This is a genomic window from Gracilibacillus timonensis, assembly GCF_900086715.1.
Taxonomy (GTDB): domain Bacteria; phylum Bacillota; class Bacilli; order Bacillales; family Amphibacillaceae; genus Gracilibacillus; species Gracilibacillus timonensis.
Window position 1 is genome coordinate 532086 of sequence record NZ_FLKH01000010.1, and the last position, 21572, is coordinate 553657.

Here is a 21572-nt window from a genome sequence, read left to right on the forward strand (position 1 = left end):
CGTTAAATGTTCAATCCATATCTGTAAGCAACAAATACATCTTTTTTTTCACGATCCCAGCAATCTTGTGACATTTCTTCTTACTCTTTCCGCACCCTTCTGACTTTTACACAAGATGATAAAATCATCCGCAAAGCGAACGATTCGATGGCCTCGAGCTACCATCAACTCATCTAATTGGTGAAGATAAATATTAGAAATTAATGGACTGATGACACCACCTTGTGGCGCTCCTTGCTTACCGGCTGTTCGGCGCATTCGGGACTTCCACCCTTTAGTGGTATGTGCTGCCACTCGCGAAAAAGAACCAACACCTGCGTGAGGTATTGGTTAACAATAAGATACGCCATTATTTATTACATGCATTCTCTATTGTCACTTACTTGAGAAGCAAAATGAGCGATGAGTTCAGATAGGGTTTTATTCATATAGACCGAATCGGCCGTGTAAAACGCACCTTGTTTCTTTTCCGCAAAGATATGCGTATACGTACGCTCTCCTGATTGATCAATAAGATAAATTTTAAACTCATGAGCCTCATAATCGATCACTTCAAAATCAATACGCAATGGACAGCTTAGAGCGCTTTTTGCAATTTGATAGACCACAAGTAGCGTTTGAGATCGGCCGTTATGGTACAAGGTTTTCTCGTGCAAGTACGGTAGAATAGAACACTCCATCGGTACTGTGTGTATCTTTTGGTAATTGTGAGATGTCCAAAAAATCCTCTCGAGCAAACGTAGAAAACAATTGAAGACCGATCTTGTATAGATTAGTCTCTTCTGGATTTATATTTTTTATTTTCGGTTCTTGGTTTGTCACCATGTGTTTGATTTCATGATTCATAAAAATCGCTCCCCTTTGATGAATGTATGAACACAATCAAAACCACCAGTGTGAACTGGTGGTTTGCTCTGCGGCTGAAAGCCTATGTTACCGGCCTCGGCCTAAAAGGCCCACTGAATGGTTTCCCTTTTGCACCACACTCACTCACTGATTCTAAAAGAATCTCTTATTTCCTCTTATTTTTCTCTCCAGTGAACGGATCAAATTCTTCAAATAATGTTAACTGATCACTCATGTAGTCCTCTTTAAGCTGATTTCTAATATATTCTTGAATTTGATTTTTATTTCTGCCCACTGTATCTACAAAGTAGCCTCGACACCAAAATTTACGATTACCATATCTGTACTTTAAATTAGCGTGGCGATCGAATATCATTAAACTACTTTTGCCCTTTAGGTAGCCCATGAACTGAGATACACTTAGTTTTGGTGGAATACTTACTAACATATGAATGTGATCTTTACATGCATTTGCCTCGTGTATCTCAATCCCTTTCCTTTCACAAAGCTCTCTTACTATTTCTCCGATGCTTTTTTTATATTTCCCATAAATAATTTGTCTTCTATATTTTGGTGCAAAAACGATGTGGAACTTACATCTCCATTGTGTATGTGCTAAACTATTCTTGTCCTGCATTGGACATGCCTCCTTCTTTGATGAGATTTGGTGGTCGGGAAACCAACCTTATCTTATCATGAAGAGAGGCTTTTTTTGCCCCCGCGCTAGAAGCTCTATGGAACCCCCGGCATAGCCAGGGGTTTTCAAAGACCATAATAAAAGACCCTCATCATCGGATGAAGGTCTCTGTCTCATACGCTTTATTTGCGTTTTTTCCGAACGCTATCCATAAATTTTTTCGCTGCTGCTTCTAATTCCTCATCTTTCTTGATCGACCGTATACGCCGCCAGAGGATCATCATTGGGATATTCGATGACAAAATAAAGGTTCTTCAAGCCGTCCCCTATTTCGATAAAAAACACATTACGTTGATGGTTCAAAAAGGCGTCATGAATCGAAGGGTTTTGAGGAACCCGATCGTTTTTTCCTTCTGTGAAATGTTTTAGTTTTATACCGGACAAGGTTAAATAAAGTACCGAGAAACCAAGGGATTCGAACAGTTCTCGTTTTTCTTGGTAAGATACTTGATCGATATAAGAAGCTAAATTGGGATACTGCTGTTCGTTAAGCCTTGTTTAATGGTTTCGATTAAACCGTTGTAGGTGAATGTCATGTGTCTCTCTCCTTTTTTATTACCGTTTTCATTCGATCGCTTGGGAGGTGTGTCTAAACGTCACGTTCCGTTCGGTATTCAGAAGGGGTATAGTGGATGATGTACCCATATATCCCACTCGTTTCTTCTTTACGAATCGTTTTTTTGATCAGCTGGAATAACAATCGTTTGGACGATTCATCGTGATTTCCTTTTAAGATGATGACACGGTCTGGATAATGGGTTTGTAGATCCATCAGAGTATGAATCACGTGTAAAGAATCCGGTCCACGGTCAATTAAACCTCCTAAAACAATTAACATTTCTGTTTTTTTATTCCAATGAGAAAGAGCTACCATCATTTCTCGATGGCAGCCATGAATGTCACTCAAGATATAAAACATGCATGTCTCCTCCCTTTTTCCCACCTTTTATTAAAAATGTTACAAAAATTATAGAAAGTTATTTTGAAAACTTATTACTTGCTAAATAGGCTGATAGACTAATTATGAATATAATAAATATAATCAATAGATCCGTATTTTCGAAAACAAACAATGCTTTATTATAATAAATAATACTAACAGTCCTAAAACCTAGTACTATAGTACAACAAATGAATATTGTAAAAAATGATTTTTTTAAAAAATTTAGATTTTTCATTTGAAACCCTTTCCTTTTTGTTACAATAATATTGAATCATATTTTAGAGAGGAGATGTTGAGTTGAAACTTAAAAAAGTGTTTTTTATCATTGTTAACTGTCATTTTAATTTTTAATGTGAGTGCGTTGTCTATTAATGCAAAGTCAGATGAAGAAGCCAAAAATAACGTGTCTGAAGTTCAGCCAATGGCCGTTACGATTGAATTTGATAAACCTATTGCATATACCCAGTATGTATCAAATTATAAGTTAGGTCAAATGATAGAAGAATATGAACGAGGTTCAACATGGTTGAGTATTGCGAATGCCATCTTATTTGCGGGCATAACGGCACCAGCGGGAGTTGCTAATTCAATAGCAGCGGATTTAGTTGGTGATATTTCCCATTTAAGAGAAGCTTATTATGATGGTTTAGACATGCATTGGGTAGCATTATATGCTAGTGGGGTGGAACCTAGTTTATCTAAAGAAGCTCATGTTTTTTATACAGCTCATCCCCTGATATTTACTGATTAATAATTAATAATGTCTATCAAGAATTTTGAAATGATAAATGAAGGGGTGGTTAAATATAGTTATTTCACGACCACTCCTTTAATTTATAATTTTAAGAAGTTGTATTATATCCTGCGTTCCTAGAATATATACAATGAGCTTATAAACTCGAAATTTCTATTGTATCAGTGTTTCTTGTTATAAAATAGTGTTTTCTTCCGGGGATCCAGGATTATATACAATAATACATATATACGGCTATACTTATATTGTAATTATGATAAGATCGGATGTATTTTCATCATCGTTACGATATAAATTTAGAAAAAACGGGCAAAAACCACCCGGTCCTTTAGCACGAAACCAAGAGTAGATCGTTTCTTTTCAAATGTAGTAATTCTCCATGGAACGGAATGACGACCATTTTTCACGAATTTCGCGGATTTTTGGGCGTCATATCAAAAATGTCGGGCAACATCGGGGGATTATTGCGCAACTTTGTTTATCCTCCCCCCCATCTCTGGATGGAAGCCGTTCTATTACTTATAGTAGCGTCGATTCTATATTTTCTGATGGTTTAAAAAAATAGCTCGTAAATCTTCATCGATCGTCAAAAGAACATGCCGATGGTTTACTTGGCGCATATCTTCGCTCAACAGACTGCTCCACTCTTCACTCTCTCTGAATTTTTCTACCTCCTTGATCACGTTGGGGCGGATTCTTTCTCCATAGGTTCGTTTGAAAGTTTCCCAATGTTGGTGATGATCAAACAAAATTTCTTTTAATGTATTCATCTTCCTATTTTTAGTTTAACATCGTTCAAAATACGATTGTACCAAGTATTACATCCTTTCTTTACTTATAAAAAAGCCCGACCATCACATCCATGGCCGAACTTCTCTAAACCCCTATTAAAACACAATCGTCTTATTACCGTACACCAATATACGATCTTCTAAATGCCATTTAACCGCCCGAGCTAACACGCTTCTTTCGACGGATTGACCAATCTTTTTCATCGCAGCAGCATTGTCGCGATGGTCCACGCGACTGATATCCTGTTCAATAATCGGTCCTTCATCTAAATCATTCGTCACATAATGAGAAGTCGCTCCGATTAATTTCACGCCGCGATGATAGGCGCGCTCATACGGCTTGGCACCAATAAATGCCGGTAAAAAGGAATGGTGAATATTAATGATTTGTTGATTAAAGGCACCTACAAAAGTTGGCGTCAGTATTTGCATATATCGTGCTAATACGATCACATCAATATCATGTTCCTTCAGCAGCTTGATTTGCTGTTCTTCTACTTGCTTACGGACATCCTTATTTGCCGGGATATAATAAAAAGGGATTCCTAAGCGTTCCACAAATTCACGAGAAGTCTCATGATTACTGATCACCATGCTAATATCGGCAACCAAATCACCACTTTGCCATTCCCAAAGCAATTCGAGTAAACAATGTGGTTCTTTGGAGACAAAGATCGCCATCTTCTTAATCTGATTCACATATTGAAAAGAGACCTCCATCTGAAACTGATCCTTCACTTGCTGGAAATCCGCTTCTAGCTGCTCCGCCTTGTTGGAAAGGTCATCCAATTCGAATACAATTCGAGTAAAAAATTCACCGCCATGAGGATCAGTTGAGTACTGATTCGATTCAATAATATTCGCTTGATAACCCGATAAAAATTGCGAAATAGCCGCAACAATGCCGGGCTGATCGGGACAGCTGATTAACAAACGCGCCCTATTCTTATGCTCTTGTTTGAAGGCTTCGATCTTATCGGTATTATAATTCTTCATTTTCCATCCCTCTTCACATAAAATCATTCTCTAATAGGATACCACGTTCTCTGAGAGCATCAAGTCATTGCTAAAAAATCTGATCCATTTTTGCCAAAAATAGATCAACTTCTGCTTTTGACGTAGTAAGAGGTGGTAAAATTCTCACAATCTGCGGACCTGCCACAACAATCAGCAATTGTTCTTCTTCCCGTGCTTTATGGACATAATCCATCGCTGAACCAGTTACCTCCAAGCCGATTAATAACCCTTTTCCCCTAATAGATAAAATGGTCTCTTTCGCTTGGACAAGCTGTTTCAAGCCTTGCCAAATATAATCCGCCACCTCTTGGGCATGTGCCAGTACATCTGGTTTGGTCAGCTGTTGGATGGTCGCTAACCCGGCAGTGGCGGCGATCGGATTTCCTCCGAACGTACTGCCATGTGTACCCGGTGTGAACACTTTCGCCACTTTTTCCTTGGCAATCATGGCACCAATCGGAATGCCTGAACCTAACCCTTTGGCTACGGTAATTACATCTGGTTCAATTTGATAATGCTCATAAGCAAACAGTTTGCCCGTTCGTCCCATTCCTGTTTGAATTTCATCGACGATAACTAGGATACCTAGTTCCTCACATACATCTACCAGCTGCTGCACCCAGACCTTATCTGCAGGTAAGACACCGCCTTCGCCTTGCACTAATTCCAACATCACGGCTACGGGCTGCCATTCCTTCAATTGTTCTAACGCGCCCGAATCGTTAAAAGGTAAGTAAGCAAAGCCCGGAGTTAAAGGCGCAAAGCCTTGCTGAATCTTCTCTTGCGCAGTTGCTGATAAAGTGGCCATCGTTCGTCCATGAAACGAGTTTTGAAAGGTAACAATAAGGGGTTCATCCTGTTCTTGTACATCATGACCATACTTTTTGGCAAGTTTAATAGCCGCTTCATTCGCCTCAGCCCCACTGTTACAGAAAAAAACCTGATCCCCACATGAGTGAGCCACGATCGCCTCCGCCAATTGCTCTTGGGCAGGAATGTGATAAAGATTCGTACAATGCCATAGCTTGGTTAACTGTTGCTGTACAGCTTGCTCAACTGCCTCCGGAACATGTCCCAGGTTACAGGTAGCTAGTCCCGAGCTATAATCTAAATACTTCGTCCCTTGGTCATCCCATACATAACTCCCTTTTCCTTCCACAATCGAAATCGGAAAACGGCCATAAGTAGACATGACCGCATTACTTGTTTGACTCGACATAGGGCACCTCCTCTGTTAATGCGATCCTTGTACCAATTGGTTTTCCTTGCATAAATTCAATTAATCCGTGATCGGCAGTTCCATCCACAATCGAGACCTCGACAACCTCTTGTTTTAAGGCAGCAATGGCTGATTCTACTTTGGGAATCATGCCACCAACAATCACTTCATCTGCAATTAATGTCTTAATCTTTTGTTCATCTAACTGGTGGAAGACTTGTTGTTCTCCCTCTATTTCTTGATAGATCCCCGGTATATCACTAATAAAGCATAACTTCGCCTTTAATGCCTGAGCAACAGCAGAAGCCGCCATATCGGCATTAATATTATAACGCTGGCCATTCTCATCAATACCAATTGGTGAAACAACCGGAATTAATTCTTGTTCGCTGAACAGTTCCAATAAATCCGTGTTTACTTCGGTCACTTTTCCTACATAGCCCAAGGTCATCTGCTCGTCGATCGGCTCGGCTTTAAGCAGGCTTCCATCTACACCGCTCACTCCAACGGATTGCCCGCCTGCCTCAGTTAATTCCCTTACTACTCCTTTATTAATCGAACCACTGAGCGCCATCTCTACTACATCTAATACCTCATTAGTGGTGACTCGCAAACCATGAACAAATTCGGTTTTCACTCCTGTTTGGTCTAACAACTGGGAAATAAGAGGACCACCGCCATGCACAATAATTGGCTGGTAATCCCCTTGTTTTTTTAGTGTCACAATATCTTGATAAAAAGAAGGAGGCAATTGTTCAAAAACACTGCCGCCACATTTGATTACGACATAATTCATTCGATGACCCCCTTAGGTCCGATAAGAAGCATTAATTCTTACATATTCATAGGATAAATCGCAGCCCCAGGCAACCGAACTACCATCTCCGTTTCCAACTTGGGCATGGATAATGATTTCTTCTTCGAGCAAATATTCCTTTGCCTTATCTTCATCAAACACGTGAGGAACTCCGTTCTCCACTACTAAAATCTCGCCTAGATAAACACTAACCTGATCAGGATCGAGGGATTCACCGCTATAACCAATAGCCGTAACAATACGTCCCCAATTAGCGTCTGCACCGTGTATAGCTGTTTTTACAAGGTTGGAAGAAATAATCGACTTCGCAATCTTTGCTGCAGCATCATCGGAAGATGCACCTTGCACTTGTACCTCTACTAATCTGGTAGCACCCTCTCCATCACGGGCAATTTCCTTGGCTAGATATTCGCAGACAAAGGTCAATGCCTCAAAGAAAACCTGCCACTCTGAATGATGGGGCGTTAAAGATTGATTACCAGCTCGACCATTCGCCAAGACTAGCACCATATCGTTAGTACTGGTATCTCCATCTACGGTAATCATATTAAACGATTGGTTGGTAATGGCCTTTAAAGCTCCCGATAAATGAGACGCTTCAACATGAGCATCGGTTGTAATAAAGCTTAACATCGTTGCCATATTTGGATGGATCATTCCCGATCCTTTTGCTGCCCCGCCAATCGTTATCTTCTGTCCATCTATTTCCAATTCAACGGCAATTCCTTTTTCTTTGGTATCTGTAGTGAGGATCGCTGTTTCGAATTTATCTGCCCCTAAGTGATTGCCATCAGCTATCTGACTAATCCCTTTACTCAATTTATCCATTGGGAGTAAATCACCAATCACTCCGGTGGAAGCAACAGCAGCCAAATGCTCTTCTACACCAATGGTCTCTGCAAATAGTTTACGCATATCATAAGCATCTTGAAGCCCTTGTTCACCTGTGCAGGCATTGGCAATCGCCGAATTAACTACTACCCCTTGTAATTGCTGTGCTGCTGCGACACTTTCCTGTGTTACTTTTAATGGGGCCGCTTGAAAAATGTTGGTGGTATATACGCCAGCCGCTTGCGCCGGAACATCCGAATAAAACCAACCTAAATCCAACTTCTTTTTTCTTAAACCACAATGTAATCCGCCTGCTTGAAACCCTTTGGCAGATGCTATATTTCCATCCTTGATGATGGTAAACGATCCTTCTTGACCTTGCATAACTATGTTTCACTCCTTATGGATAAATAGGTAACTGATCCAATCCTGTTTTTTCTTCCCAACCGTACATGATATTCATATTTTGAATCGCCTGCCCAGCAGCTCCTTTTACTAGATTATCAATAACCGACACGATAATCAGCTTGCCTGTTCGTTCATCTGCATACAGTCCAATATCACAATAATTGCTACCATAGACTTCTTTTGTCGACGGGAACACACCCTCTTTACGCACACGGACAAAACGGTCCTCCTGATAGTAGGCTTGATACATATCCACCACGTATTTGGTCGTATAGCTGTCCTTTAAATCAACATAAATCGTACTCATAATCCCTCTGGTCATCGGCACAATATGCGGTGTGAACACTATTTGCACCGGTTCATTTGCTGTTTCTGTCAACGTCTGTTCCATTTCAGGAATATGCTTGTGTTCACCGATTTTGTAGGCCCTAAAGTTCTCATTCATTTCCGAAAAGTGGACATTTTGTGATAACCCGCGACCTGCACCAGACACTCCTGTTTTGGCATCAATAATAATCGATGAACGGTCGACTAAGTCCTTCTCCATCGCTGGAATCAAACCTAATGTTGTCGCTGTTGGATAACAACCTGGATTGGCGAGGATATCAGCATCTTTTATTTGACTCCTGTTTATTTCAGCTAATCCATATACGGCCTTTTCGATATAATCCGCTGATGCTATTTCTTCTCCATAATAGCTGTAATACTGCTCGCCATCGCGCAAACGAAAGTCTCCCGATAAATCGATACATCGTACACCTTTATCTACTAAACTAGGAATATGATGTTTACTCACATTGGATGGTGTAGCAAAAAAGACGAGCTCTACCTCTTGAGCTAATCGATCGGTATCCAATGTAGACATCTCCATATCGATCACTTCCGTAAGGTGCGGATAAAAACCTGCCAATGCTGTGCCGCTATTTGAATGTGATATGATTCTTTTTACCTGTACATGAGGGTGGTTATGCAAAAAACGTAATAATTCTACTGCACCATACCCCGTTCCTCCTATAATAGCTACCTCCACAATTCTTCCCCCTACATTCCGTATCTTGATAATTTATAATTATACTTCATTTTGTATTTTCATGCAATAGTGTTATCAATAAAAATGAGTCCAATCTGAATTTTAGGCAGAAGAAGGTCTGGTTTTCTTTTTGTTTTATTCATTAAATGACTAACGTGGCATTGCATATAATGCGGGACTTATCAGAAAATCTAGCGCCCACCTCCCCTACTTAGCTCGATTTATATTATGAAATCTTGAAGTGGGAACTTACGAACAATGGCCATGAAATAAGTGAACCGAATACTGTACATAATCCATCTTATCGCTACTCCGATTCGTTTAAGTTCAAAATCGTTCGAAATTCTATTATGTCACGTACTTATCTATAAAAAACCCAACGTCCGATAGGTGAACGTTGGGTTTTCGATTTATTCAGCTAATGCTTCGAGCACCTCATCAATTGTCTGCTCAAAGGCAATAATTCCTTTGTTTGTCCAATTACTTGGGTCAGTTATATGGTAAACTTGATCATTTTGGACAACATCCAGGTTTTGATAAACAGAACTATCCTGCAGTGTTGCTAATCCGGTTGTATCCTCTTTAGATATTAAAAATAAATGATCTGTTTCCAGTTCAGAAAGCTTTTCCAACGAGATAGCATTCCAAGCTTCGCCTGCCTCCCCTAGTTCTTCTGTCAAAGCAGACGGTGTTAATCCCAAATCTTCGTATACCACTCTGCCAGCATGGCGATCTTGTTCAAACATGAAATACTCATCACCTATGATCCAAAGGATAGCGACAGTCTCATCCCCTACACTATCTGCCAGTGTTTGTTTCGCTTCTTCTGCCTTCTGATCGTACGCCGCTAACCGATCTTCCGCTTCTTGGCTCTTACCTAGGATCTCACCTACCTTGGTTAGTTGCTTTCTGGTATCTTCAAAATCCTCCTGTTTAAATAAATAAGTCGGCGCAATGCCTTCGTAATCTTCCAATTGTCCTTCCATAGAATCAATCGAGTTCAACATTAACAAATCTGGTTCAAAACTTAAGACTTGTTCTAATGGCATATTCCATTCAACTTTCTCCACGTCCTGTAAGTCATCCTGTAGATAATCCAGAACGGAATCCCCAATGGACCATTGTGCCGACGGTGTCACACCTAATGCCAGCAATGAATCTTCTAAGTATGGTGCCACGATCGTTTCAGGGTTTTCTGGAATGGTAACTTCGCCATTCTCTCCTTCGACTGTATGCGAATCCCCTGATTGTTCTTCACTGTTGCTCTCCTCTGATGATTGCTCTCCACCGTCTTGACTGCCACATGCGGCTAGCACAACAGATAGAAATACTATAAAACCAAGCAAGTATAGCTTTGTATGTTTCATCTTCTTATCCCCTTTTTTATTTAAGTGTCATCATTGCACATGATAATCATTTTCAATTAAAAAGTCAATCCTTTTGCTATAATGAGTAAGCGCTAGTATACTAATGAATGGATCCTGACATCCAAACAAGTAAATTCAACATTTTTCATAGTATATAAAGAAGGGGCTATCATGACATCAAAATCGATTATTATACATAAGAAAACAAGCATTGCTTTCATTTTTATCGGTATGCTGGTCTTAATGGCCTCTATGATTGCGTCAGCCGTCTATGGGGCATCTGATATTCACTTCACGACTGTATGGGAAAGTCTTATTCAGTTTGATAGCGGAAATTCGCAGCATCTCGTCATACGTGACATACGCTTACCTAGAAGTGTCGGCTCCGCTTTCGTGGGGGCTTTTCTAGCAGTGGCAGGGGCGATTATGCAAGGAATGACCAGAAACCCACTAGCATCGCCTTCTATTATGGGGGTGACCGATGGGGCAGCACTTGGTCTAGTAGTGGTGATGGCCTTTTTTCCTGCTGTTTCTTTACTCGGACAAACCTTTGCCGCCTTTGTTGGTGCAGGAATCACGGTTATTATCGTATTTTTAATTGGAAATCTATCCAAAACAGGTTTAACCCCAGTCAAATTAGCCTTAGCTGGTGTAGCAATAGGAACGTTTGTCCAATCGATCTCTTCCATTATTTCTTTGCATTTTCAATTGGAAAAAGAAATTAGTTTTTGGATCGCCGGGGGGCTCGCCAATGTATCATGGTCTTCTGTAGTTGTCCTCATCTGCACTGGGATGATTGGTCTAGTTATTGCTTTTTTTATCTCTAACTCACTGACACTGCTCAGTTTGGGAGATGATGTCGCTACGGGTCTGGGGCAACGGAACATTCTTATTAAAGCATTTGCTATTATTGCTGTATTTATGCTAACAGGAGCTGCGGTTACCACAGCCGGCGCGGTTGGTTTCATTGGATTAATCGTACCTCACATCGTCCGTTTTTTGGTGGGTACAGCTTATAAATGGATTATTCCTGCTTCCGCTATTTTTGGTGCCGTGTTGCTTGTTGTCGCTGATATCCTGGCACGAATGGTAAATGCGCCATTCGAGACGCCAGTTGGAGCGATCACCTCGATTATCGGGGTACCATTCTTCCTCTATTTAGCCAGAGGCAAAGGAGGGAAACAGCTATGACAAGAAATAAATACATGCTGCTGATTATCGGTCTAATTATTGCTATTATCGCTAGTGGGTTAGTCAGCTTAAACCTAGGCGTTATTTCGATTTCTCCACTGGAAGTATGGAACACGATCACTGGTCATGGCACCAGCCAGCAGGAGCTAGTGCTCTTCCGTTTTCGCTTACCTGGGATTATCTTGGCTGTTTTGATCGGCATGGGGCTAGCCGTTTCTGGAGCAGTATTGCAATCTATTACCCAAAATGAGCTAGCCGAACCTGGAATTATTGGCATCAATGCTGGAGCTGGGTTATCGATTGTCCTATTCATCTTCTTTTTCCAACAAAATATTAGCTTGGAATCAAGTCTTTCGATATTTATCATGCCTGCCTCCGCGTTAATTGGGGCCTTTATTGCTGCTTTGATCATTTATTTATTATCATGGCGTAACGGGATTAGTCCAATCCGTCTGATACTGGTTGGAATTGGGGTTAACGCTGGATTTCATGCCGCTTTAATTATTTTTCAATTAAAGATGAATCCACAGGATTTTAGACAGGTAACTGTTTGGCTAACTGGGGATATCTGGAGTGCAAATTGGACCTTTGTCTATGCCTTAATTCCCTGGATATTACTATTGATTCCAATTGTTATTTGGAAATCACGCACACTCAATGTAATGAACTTAACGGATCCTGTTGCCTCTAGCTTAGGTACAAGTGTAGAACGAGAACGATTATTGCTATTATTACTTGCTGTCGGCCTTGCCGGCGCGTCGGTGGCTGCAGGAGGAGGTATTGCCTTTCTTGGATTAATCGCACCACACATTGCTCGTAAGTTGGTTGGCCCGTTACATCAGTTTATGATTCCCGTTTCTGCCTTACTGGGAGCATTTATTGTAGTCACTGCAGATATCCTCGCTCAGAATCTATTTGCACCGACTGCTTTACCTGTGGGAATTATTATCGCATTGATGAGTGCGCCTTATTTTATCTATTTACTGTTGAAAACATAATAAATAGCCTCCTCCTAAAAAGGAGGGGGCTGTTTGATTAGGATAGTTTAAACTTCTTCATCTCTACCTCTAATTGGTTTGCTAATTTGGACAAATGATCAGCGCTATTAGATATTTCCTCCATTGTACCAAGCGATTGTTCCGCAGAAGCAGCCGTCTCCTCGACCCCAGCCGCAGATTCCTCCGAGACAGAAGCAATTTCCTGGATCGCACCGTTCATGGTCCCACTTTGATCAATCATTTGTTTTAAATCGACAGCAACTTGTTGTATCTGTGTGACCATATCTTTAATCGATTGGTTAATGGCCTCAAACGATTGATTCGTTTCTTCCACCTGTTTGGATCCTTTTTCCACTTCTTGATAACCGATTTCCAAGGCATCGGCTACCCTGTTAGAGCCTGCTTGGATTCGTTTTGTAATCGTCGTTACCTTCTCAATTGATCGGGTAACCTGCTCGGCAAGTTTACGAACCTCATCAGCAACTACAGCAAAGCCCCTGCCTTCTTCACCAGCTCTGGCAGCTTCTATTGCCGCATTGAGCGCCAACAAATTGGTCTGTTCAGCAACTCCTTCAATCACTCCAACTAACGAAGTAATTTCCTTAGAGTCTTTATCCAGTTCACGAACCTGATCGACGGCTTCTTTCACCATCAAATGAATCATGTTCATTTGATCTAGCGAATTTTTCATCGATGTCTGTCCCTCTTCAGCATAATCTAATACTTGTTCTGATAATTGCACTGCCTCATCCGAACTATCCTCCGAATGCTGAATCGTCTGCAGAAAGGTTTCCATTTTTTCCGAAAGCTCACTTGCACTATTAGCTTGCGCCTCCGCACCATCGGCAAGCTCTTCCATCGTTGTGGCGATTTGACTGCTTCCCTCTCTTACTTCATTAGCCGATTGATCAAGTCCAGCACTTTGTTTGCTAACTTGTGAGGTAACCGACTGTGCATTTTGCAACAAGGAACCCAGTCTTTGTTTCATTTGATTAGTGCTCTTTGTTAATTGACCGATCTCATCTTTTCGCTTCGTTTGTAAGTCCTGGCCGGTTAAGTCGCCCTCAGCGAATTGATTTAAGCTTGTGGTAATACGTTTTAAAGGGAGTCCAATATGGCGTCCCATCAATATACCAATCACAATTGCTATGACCTCAGCAGCAATCAGCACCACTGATAATTGATTTCTACTAGTTGTAAAATGGTCATTGTTTTCTTGATTTGCTGCTTCTACTTCCACCCTCATTTGATCGGATAAAGCCGTTAAATCTTCACTGGCAGGATGAAAATATTGCCCGCCCGCTTGCAGCCCCTCTTGTGCCTCTTCGTACTGTCCATTACCAACTAGCGTGATATTATTTCGTACGATTTCGGCAAAACGGCTCCAATTCTCGTCAAAATTTTGATAATACTCGCTTGATTGATTACTAAACGCAATCTGTTCAAATCCTTCTAGTAATTGATCAATTTCTTGCAAATTCTCTTCCGCTACTTCTGTTGCAGCCGGGTCCTCATTCAATACCGATGTTAGCATATTCACTCTGGTATTCTCTGTCAATTTGACGATTCGGTTTAAGTCATTTAGCGGGACCACTTGTTCATTATACATATCTGTTGCATTGTTATTAATCGTAGTCAACGCCAAATAGGAACTAACACCCGCTATTATTAATATAGCTAAAATCGCTATGTATGAAACCATTAATTTACCAGTGATTTTCATCATTATCCCTCTTTATCCATCGATAGATCCTTCACCACCAAGACCTACCTATTTCACTCTCATGGAGGAATATGTGAAATCATCGTTCATTGCTAGTAAAAGGTAGCTATATAGTAACACTTTTTTTGCTTATTTTCTATCTTTTTTGATAATAAATGACTATATTTTCATAATAGATAAGAAAACCAACAGTCCGCCAACTGCTGGTTCTATCGTTACTATGGTTTATCTACTACAATATTCTCCAATTGGCCAATTCCTTCAATCTCCATCGTTACCACGTCACCATCTTCTAATAACTTCGGTGGATCCATGGCCAGCCCTACCCCATCTGGCGTACCGGTCATAATCATATCCCCCGGCTCCAACGTGATCAAATGACTGATAAATTCAATTAAATAAGGTATATCGAAAATAAAGTGCTTCGTATTCGAAGATTGCCGCTTCACCCCGTTGACAAACGATTCGATCTTAACATTGCATGGGTCGGGCACGTCATCTTTCGTAACCAGCCACGGCCCAAAGGGAGTCGTATGATCCAAAGATTTTCCTTGTAACCATTGCGGTGTTCGTTTCTGTAAATCTCTTGCCGTCACATCATTACCGATTGTGTATCCAGCAATATGTTCTAATGCTTCTTCTTTGGAAACCTTGCTCGCCTTTTTCCCCATTACGACAGTTAATTCTACTTCATAGTCTAGCTGCTTCGTTTCTGACGACTTATGAATGGAGTCTTCCGGCCCAATGATAGCATTAGTAAATTTGGAGAAAAGCACGGGATGACTCGGAAGTTCTCTTCCCATTTCTGCCACATGATCTGCATAATTAACCCCAACACAAATGACCTTGCCAGGATTAGGGACTGGAGTCATTAGCTTCACTTCGGAGCGATTAAACATGCACGGCGTTTTATGGTGTTCAAGTTGTGCAATGATCTCTTGCGCCAATGTAATATGCAGAGCTGCATTTGCATAAAACACATCTGGTTCTGCGGCAATCGGAAAGGTATTCGAATCAATGACACCTAACTCTTTTAGTTCAGCTTGAGCAGTAGCCAGGTCAGCAACTTGTCCACCTGTCATCACGCCCATTCGACTGGTTGCAAACGGATGCTTTAAGCAATAATGCACTATTTTCATAACGATATTCCTCCTTTTCCTTATATTAACACGACAAGGTTCGCATTACTATGAATACTATCGCCCTATACCTCCATCTGGATGACGAGCAGGTCAAGACCGACGAGTCCTAAGCCCATGATAGATGATAAGCAACACTACCCCTATGGTTGTTAGACCGCCCATTAATAGATATAACGTACTCCCGCCAAGGTGATCGATAACCCAGCCTCCTGCCAATGAGCCAATAATGCCAGATACTCCAATAAATACCGATGCGAAAATTAGATGACCAGTTCCTTGAAGCATAGCTGGAATCAAACGAGTAATATAATAAAACGCCGTCACATAAAACACGCCGAAAGTAAACCCATGTAAAAATTGTAAGGAGACAATCCATAAAGGATCCTCTACCAGACCATATACATACCAGCGCAAGGAAAAGAGCATCGCTGCACCGATAATGAAAACTAATGGATGATACTTCCTAAACCACCACCCTGCTGTAGCAAAAACAATCGCCTCACTGGTCACACCAGCAAACCAAGCGAACCCCACCATATCTTCTGAACCACCTAATGAGGCAATATAAATACCAATAAAGCTATCGTTCGTCCGATGGGAGATGGTAATAAACATAATCAAGAGGAGAAAAATCACATATGGTTTGGTTTTCAATAATAGGCCGACATCTTTAAGCTGGATAGGTGGTGTCTCTACTTTTACATCCACAATACGTGTACTAACGATAAAAGCTGCCGCTGCCACAATCAAATATGGCCATACAATGTACTGAATACCTGTCCTTGCTAACACCTCTCCTACCACCAGCGAGGAAGTAGCAAAACCAATCGATCCCCATGTTCGTATCGAACCAAAAGAAACACCCAACTGATCCGCACGCCGTTGAGCCAAACTGTCACTTAAGGCTCCAACTGGTGACGAAAAGAAGAAGAAAACTGCCGCTAAAGGCAAGAGTAATGATAACGCATTCATCTGTAAAAAGAAAAAGCTGCTAACTAATACCCCGATTAAGCAAAGCATTAAAATCTTCTTAACCGTTTGATGTTTATCACTCATATAGCCCCAATAAGGCTGTGAAAATATAGCGGCTAAGGGTCCAATCGCCATGACCCAGCCAATTTCTGTACCGGAAAGCCCCTCTGCTTGCAAATACAAGGGCAAGAAACTCACGATAATCGTATTGGCACCATGAAAGCAAAATAATAGCATTCTCAAAGGTATGGTTGACTCTCCATGCGCCAAGTAATCCGCCCCTTTCTTTAATATGTACTAATAACTTTCTATTATAGGGTTTATTATGGATAAAGGGAAGGGGGAATAGCTAAAAAGAGCGAACAATCGTGTGAACGCGGGAGTTTGGAATGGCTTATTTTTATCCCATTCTTCAACTAAAAAACTCGCTTGTGATATACTTATAGATATCAATATGCAGGTATGGGGTTGATTAAATTAATGGATAAGTTAAGTATATTCGATGAACTTTCAGAACTTGTCATACTTCAAATAAATTCTTGTAACGAAGTCGTACAGCCGAACAGCTGGATCGAACGAAGACAACATAAAGATTACGACTTATGGTGTATTCAAGAAGGTCAGGTAGAAATAAATATTCACGAAAACGTATATACCGCTTCTGCAGGAGACGTGATTCTTTTTAGTCCTAAAATAGCCTATACAGCCACCACCCAAAGCAACCAGTGCCGATTTATCTATACGCACTTTCACCTTAGCTTAGGCAACCAACAACAAATATTAGACCATTTTCAATTAGCAGGTATTTTTGATCATAGCCTTGCTGTGGAGGAAATCCGTCTTTTTACAGAGACATACAATCAATATAAACAACATATACCTATGTCCGAAATGCGATTAAAAGGGTGTTTAACCATACTACTCTCCAAAATGATGGAACAACACGCCCGTCAGAACTATCAAGGTAATTTTATACAACAGACTGCCCATCAGAAGCAAACCAAATATTTGGATAAGCTTCAATCCGTATTTCACTTTGTTCATAAACACCTTCATCTGCCAATCAGAGTGAAAGAATTAGCGGCCATTGCAGGAATGTCGGAAAAATACTTTATTATTTATTTTAAACAAACACTTGGTGTAACACCGGGACACTACATTTATCAATTGAAAATGAACCGTGCCAGAGAGTTGCTATATACTAAGTGTTATTCTATTCAACAAATTGCAAATATGCTCGGATATCCTGATCCATATAGCTTCTCTAAAGCTTTTAAAAAATATTATAATGTGCCACCATCAGAGTTTGTTTAGCCTAACTATTTTAGTAGTCTATTTGATCAACCAAAACCCCCAATCGTTCGGTCAGTTATCAAACGATTGGGGGGCCTTCTCTCATTTATTAAAACGAATCTGGATAGGCATGGAATATATCTTTTACCGTATGATATGCAAGCTTTTCTCTCCGGTACGTATCCACTAACCCTTTATTATTTTGCGATTTTGGCCTTACATGAAACCAACCCGGATCCACTCTGCAGTCTGCATATTGCCACATAATCACACCGCTCATGTCTGCATCCGACAAAATGGCATTCAATTGTTCTGTCAGTGCATATTGCTGGTATTCTTCTGTCCATTTCTCTTGATGATTACTCCGATTCCCATAGATGGCACCAGCTCCGATTTCACTAATCAATAGTGGTTTACCAGCCCCATCCGAACTGTCCACAAAACGTTTCAAATGGGCTAATGCTTCAGTGACTGGCGTATCGTGATACCAGCGTGGGTATATGTTAAAAGATACAATATCAACAAGATCCAGACATAAATCAGAACCAATGTGACCTTCCAAACTAGCAAAAGATACCGGACGGCTGGAATCAAGACTTTTAATACATTCAAATTGCTTTTTATAACAATATCTACCAAACTCTGTATTGCTCACACATTCGTTTAAAATTCCCCACACATAGATCGAGGGATGGTTGATGTGATGTTCAATCATTTCATGAATACAATCCAAACTTTGCCTTTCGAAGTTTTTGTGTCTCATTTGTTCTTCATTTAAACCTCTTGCATGCGCTTCCTCCCACACTAATATCCCGTTCTCATCACACAAATCCAGGAATCGTTCGTCATTTGGATAATGGCTCGTGCGAATACAATTGGCACCTAATGACTTAATTAATTCGATATCTCGATACATGGCTTCCATAGGTACTGCATTCCCAAATTCTGCATAATCTTCGTGGCGGTTTACTCCTTTGATGACCACTTTTTCACCGTTAAATAGAATATCTTTTCCGCTTACGGTTATTTCTCGAAAGCCGACTCGGTCGATTTTATCGTCGATCACCTGATCATTATAGGAAAGCTCCGCAACCATTGCATACAACTTAGGGTCTTCTAACGTGTAAGAAAGGGCACGAGGAAAAACAACATCCCTTTCTAACAATGTGTCAACATTAGAGCGAAACACTTGATCGACAAAGGAAAGCTGTTCATCACCAATCTTTACGTTTAATGTACCCTCCTTTTGTTCCTTAGAAAGATTAGATACGGTCGCACTTATCGTTGCATGCCACTGATCATCCTTCCAATATGGAATGAAATGAACATGTTTAATAAATAGCTCGTCTAACGCTTCCAACACGATTGGTCGGGTGATTCCCCCATATGAATAATAATCGTTACTTACATGTAAAGCAGACTCCTCGTGAAAAGAATTATCTACTTTTATCTCCAGTGTATGCTCTCCGTAAGGTATATCCTGTAAATTAACGCTAAATTCCGTATACGCATTATAATGGTAGGCAACCTCTTCCTGATCTAAATAAATATGTGCGGTGTGACTAATCCCTTTACATACCAAACGTACATTACCACCAAAGGTTATTTTCTTCGAATACAGAGCCTTCCCTTTGTAAGAAGACAGGTTGGGGTTACTTTCCCAACAACTAGGAACAAGCATTTGACACGCTTCTTGTTTTTCCTCATCCGCATTCAAAGTGTGGAAATCCCATATAGGGTCAAGTTGGATTTCTTTACGTACCACATGATCTTGAAATAATCTCGTATTCATATTTCCCCTCCGCTTTATTGCTGCTAGTCATACACCTTTGATAACTATTAGGATGCTTATGTTCTCCTGCCATTTAAATAGCTTTTTCCAATCAAAGGATATATCAACGATTATACAAGCGTTTTTCACACATCAACATGCCAATAAGTTTGATTAACATGTCAAATAGTTTGAATGAAGGGAGATAAACTACCAAAATCACTAGTATTGTTTGATGTTACTCATTTATTGTACATTTAATGTAAGTTATCCCCTGTAAAACATTTTCTTCTTTCTTCTTAGCTCTGTCTTAACGCAGCGTTCAAATAACATACACTTGGTGCTAACCGATTACCTTCTCTTTCAGTAGTAACAGTATATACTATTCCCAATAGATGGTATAATAATTAGAAATAGTCAATTGTCCACAAACACTTGTCCAATTTGAATAACTACCGGATTTCATTTAAGGAGGGTTTTGTTACACAGGGGAGAATTTGATGTTACCTTTATACGCACGAGGGTTTATCAATGGTACAACTGATAGTCCCGAATTTACTGTTGCAGGTGTTTTGTTATTTACTAAGTATCCTATACGTTATTTCCCCAGTTCAAGGATTCGTTTTTTAAGATTTGAGGGAAGTAAAGAAGAAGTTGGAACAGAAATGAATATAGTAAAACAAGAATAATACATTAATTACAAATGAATGGAACAGTTTGACAAAGGAAGAGCAAACGGCTGTTGAATATATCTATGGCAGAGGTCTGTTAACAACCAAAACACTTTCAAATAAAATTGAAAGAAGTCCAAATTATTCAAAGAAGATTCTTGATAATTTAACAAATAAGGGAATATTAAAATTAGTGAGATCTTCCATTAACGACCCCAATCAGCATTACAAATTAATTACTAATGATTCAGATTAAACAGTTCGCATATAAAAGGCAAAGGTTCGCACGGGGATATTAATATTACATAACCTTCCCTAAAAAATGTAGTTTGGTTAATCTGCAACAAAGTTAACAAATACAAAGAAAACTCAAGTAAAAGCAGCAACTCCTCTATTTTCAACAAAACTAAGCGATTCATCTTCATTGTAAAATGAATCGCTTGTACATCAAACAAAAAATACTATCGCTGGATAAACCATTGCGTCCAATAATTCCCATCCGATTGGTATCCAACACCCAAATGCGTGAGCTCTGCGTCTAGGATATGACGGCGGTGTCCTTCACTGTTTAGCCAGCTCTCTACTACTTCTTCCGCCGATGTTTGGCCAGCTGCAATGTTTTCTGCTGACTTCACAGCCGGCACACCAAATTGTTCCAGCATATCCTGCGCCGAGCCGTACGTTGGAGAAGTATGGGAAAAATATTGGTGAGCTGCCATATCATCTGCCTTTTCTTGCGCTACACTGGCTAAAGACGAATCCATTTGTAAAGGAGAAATCCCATGCTCTTCTCTGGCTTGGTTGGTCAGTTGCAAAACTTTTGCAGCCTGATCATTCTCTCTGGCATCCCCCATTGGACTCGTGGATGGCTGATTTGATTCATCAAAAATATTTTGCTCTCGCCCCGGTTGCACGGGAATTTCTCCTCGATCAGGTTGCCTGTCTTGTTGATAGCTAATATGTTGAGGCTGAACACCTTCGTCTTCCGGACCTAGTGAAGACTCACCACATCCCATCGTTATCACAGCGACAGCCAACAACATCAAAACGAATAAAATGGTTCTTTTCATTATCATCACCTCTAGGAATTT

The 21572-nt window shown here is 40.4% G+C and carries 21 protein-coding genes and 1 pseudogene; 5 read left to right on the forward strand and 17 right to left on the reverse strand.

Features of this window, described 5'->3' with window-relative positions; genetic code table 11:
- Positions 1 to 48: 48 nt before the first annotated feature.
- The 5 genes from BN6556_RS06435 to BN6556_RS06455 form a co-directional block, all read right to left on the reverse strand.
- Positions 49 to 294: a reverse transcriptase domain-containing protein gene (locus tag BN6556_RS06435; protein WP_286171794.1), complete on the reverse strand. Its 246-nt coding sequence runs from the start codon at positions 292 to 294 to the stop codon at positions 49 to 51.
- A gap of 62 nt (positions 295 to 356) precedes the next feature.
- On the reverse strand, positions 357 to 641 hold the full coding sequence (locus BN6556_RS06440) for a hypothetical protein (RefSeq protein ID WP_066188541.1): 285 nt from the start codon (positions 639 to 641) through the stop codon (positions 357 to 359).
- The gene (locus BN6556_RS06445) at positions 631 to 846 is read right to left on the reverse strand and encodes a hypothetical protein (protein WP_066188543.1); all 216 of its coding nucleotides are present in this window, start codon (positions 844 to 846) and stop codon (positions 631 to 633) included. Before BN6556_RS06445 ends, BN6556_RS06440 begins: the two co-directional genes overlap by 11 nt.
- Positions 847 to 1012: 166 nt before the next feature.
- Positions 1013 to 1483 (reverse strand): IS200/IS605 family transposase, encoded by a 471-nt coding sequence (tnpA, locus tag BN6556_RS06450; RefSeq protein ID WP_066188382.1) that lies wholly within the window; start codon positions 1481 to 1483, stop codon positions 1013 to 1015.
- Positions 1484 to 2132: 649 nt separating this feature from the next.
- Positions 2133 to 2462 (reverse strand): metallophosphoesterase, encoded by a 330-nt coding sequence (locus BN6556_RS06455; protein WP_066188547.1) that lies wholly within the window; start codon positions 2460 to 2462, stop codon positions 2133 to 2135.
- A 385-nt stretch (positions 2463 to 2847) separates the two neighbouring features.
- Between BN6556_RS06455 and BN6556_RS06460 the strand changes: the two genes are divergently transcribed.
- The gene (locus BN6556_RS06460; RefSeq protein ID WP_148436680.1) at positions 2848 to 3237 is read left to right on the forward strand and encodes a hypothetical protein; all 390 of its coding nucleotides are present in this window, start codon (positions 2848 to 2850) and stop codon (positions 3235 to 3237) included.
- 542 nt (positions 3238 to 3779) lie between these two features.
- Here BN6556_RS06460 and BN6556_RS06465 read toward each other — a convergent pair.
- The 7 genes and pseudogenes from BN6556_RS06465 to BN6556_RS06495 all read right to left on the reverse strand — a co-directional run.
- A pseudogene (locus BN6556_RS06465) lies at positions 3780 to 4010 on the reverse strand (IS91 family transposase); the annotation flags it as partial.
- Between the two features lie 117 nt (positions 4011 to 4127).
- Positions 4128 to 5027 (reverse strand): formyltetrahydrofolate deformylase, encoded by a 900-nt coding sequence (gene purU, locus BN6556_RS06470; protein WP_066188555.1) that lies wholly within the window; start codon positions 5025 to 5027, stop codon positions 4128 to 4130.
- A gap of 70 nt (positions 5028 to 5097) precedes the next feature.
- Positions 5098 to 6267, reverse strand: a complete 1170-nt coding sequence (locus tag BN6556_RS06475; RefSeq protein ID WP_066188558.1) for an acetylornithine transaminase — start codon at positions 6265 to 6267, stop codon at positions 5098 to 5100.
- Positions 6248 to 7063 (reverse strand): acetylglutamate kinase, encoded by an 816-nt coding sequence (gene argB, locus BN6556_RS06480; RefSeq protein ID WP_066188564.1) that lies wholly within the window; start codon positions 7061 to 7063, stop codon positions 6248 to 6250. The genes BN6556_RS06475 and argB overlap by 20 nt, the downstream gene beginning before the upstream one ends.
- A 12-nt stretch (positions 7064 to 7075) precedes the next feature.
- Positions 7076 to 8299 carry a bifunctional ornithine acetyltransferase/N-acetylglutamate synthase gene (gene argJ / locus BN6556_RS06485; protein ID WP_066188567.1) on the reverse strand — a complete coding sequence of 408 codons (1224 nt, stop codon included), beginning with the start codon at positions 8297 to 8299 and terminating at the stop codon, positions 7076 to 7078.
- 16 nt (positions 8300 to 8315) lie between these two features.
- Positions 8316 to 9353 carry an N-acetyl-gamma-glutamyl-phosphate reductase gene (argC, locus tag BN6556_RS06490; RefSeq protein ID WP_066188571.1) on the reverse strand — a complete coding sequence of 346 codons (1038 nt, stop codon included), beginning with the start codon at positions 9351 to 9353 and terminating at the stop codon, positions 8316 to 8318.
- A 410-nt stretch (positions 9354 to 9763) separates the two neighbouring features.
- Entirely contained in the window at positions 9764 to 10720 is a 957-nt protein-coding gene (locus BN6556_RS06495; protein ID WP_066188574.1) for an ABC transporter substrate-binding protein, read from the reverse strand.
- A 171-nt stretch (positions 10721 to 10891) separates the two neighbouring features.
- On the opposite strand from BN6556_RS06495, the gene BN6556_RS06500 reads away from it, so the two are divergent.
- Together BN6556_RS06500 and BN6556_RS06505 are read left to right on the forward strand one after the other, a co-directional pair.
- Positions 10892 to 11911, forward strand: coding sequence for a FecCD family ABC transporter permease (locus tag BN6556_RS06500; RefSeq protein WP_066188577.1), 1020 nt, complete (start codon positions 10892 to 10894; stop codon positions 11909 to 11911).
- A complete protein-coding gene (locus BN6556_RS06505; protein WP_066188580.1) occupies positions 11908 to 12909 on the forward strand; it encodes a FecCD family ABC transporter permease in 1002 nt (333 codons plus the stop codon). The genes BN6556_RS06500 and BN6556_RS06505 overlap by 4 nt, the downstream gene beginning before the upstream one ends.
- Positions 12910 to 12946: 37 nt before the next feature.
- On the opposite strand, the gene BN6556_RS06510 is transcribed toward BN6556_RS06505, so the two are convergent.
- From BN6556_RS06510 to BN6556_RS06520, 3 genes are all read right to left on the reverse strand, one after another.
- Positions 12947 to 14635, reverse strand: coding sequence for a methyl-accepting chemotaxis protein (locus tag BN6556_RS06510; protein WP_078059952.1), 1689 nt, complete (start codon positions 14633 to 14635; stop codon positions 12947 to 12949).
- Between the two features lie 215 nt (positions 14636 to 14850).
- Positions 14851 to 15771 carry a fumarylacetoacetate hydrolase family protein gene (locus tag BN6556_RS06515; RefSeq protein WP_066188586.1) on the reverse strand — a complete coding sequence of 307 codons (921 nt, stop codon included), beginning with the start codon at positions 15769 to 15771 and terminating at the stop codon, positions 14851 to 14853.
- 93 nt (positions 15772 to 15864) lie between these two features.
- Complete coding sequence (locus BN6556_RS06520) at positions 15865 to 17016, reverse strand: MFS transporter (protein ID WP_066188589.1); 1152 nt, start codon at positions 17014 to 17016, stop codon at positions 15865 to 15867.
- A 198-nt stretch (positions 17017 to 17214) separates the two neighbouring features.
- On the opposite strand from BN6556_RS06520, the gene BN6556_RS06525 reads away from it, so the two are divergent.
- Positions 17215 to 18060: an AraC family transcriptional regulator gene (locus BN6556_RS06525; RefSeq protein WP_235817462.1), complete on the forward strand. Its 846-nt coding sequence runs from the start codon at positions 17215 to 17217 to the stop codon at positions 18058 to 18060.
- 88 nt (positions 18061 to 18148) lie between these two features.
- Here the strand turns inward: BN6556_RS06525 and BN6556_RS06530 are convergent, their stop codons facing one another.
- A complete protein-coding gene (locus BN6556_RS06530) occupies positions 18149 to 19831 on the reverse strand; it encodes a glycoside hydrolase family 2 protein (protein ID WP_066188595.1) in 1683 nt (560 codons plus the stop codon).
- A 479-nt stretch (positions 19832 to 20310) separates the two neighbouring features.
- Here BN6556_RS06530 and BN6556_RS06535 point away from each other — a divergent pair, with 479 nt between their 5' ends.
- Positions 20311 to 20499: a hypothetical protein gene (locus tag BN6556_RS06535; protein ID WP_066188598.1), complete on the forward strand. Its 189-nt coding sequence runs from the start codon at positions 20311 to 20313 to the stop codon at positions 20497 to 20499.
- Positions 20500 to 20942: 443 nt separating this feature from the next.
- Here BN6556_RS06535 and BN6556_RS06540 read toward each other — a convergent pair whose 3' ends face one another.
- Complete coding sequence (locus BN6556_RS06540; protein ID WP_066188601.1) at positions 20943 to 21551, reverse strand: CAP domain-containing protein; 609 nt, start codon at positions 21549 to 21551, stop codon at positions 20943 to 20945.
- Positions 21552 to 21572: the final 21 nt, after the last annotated feature.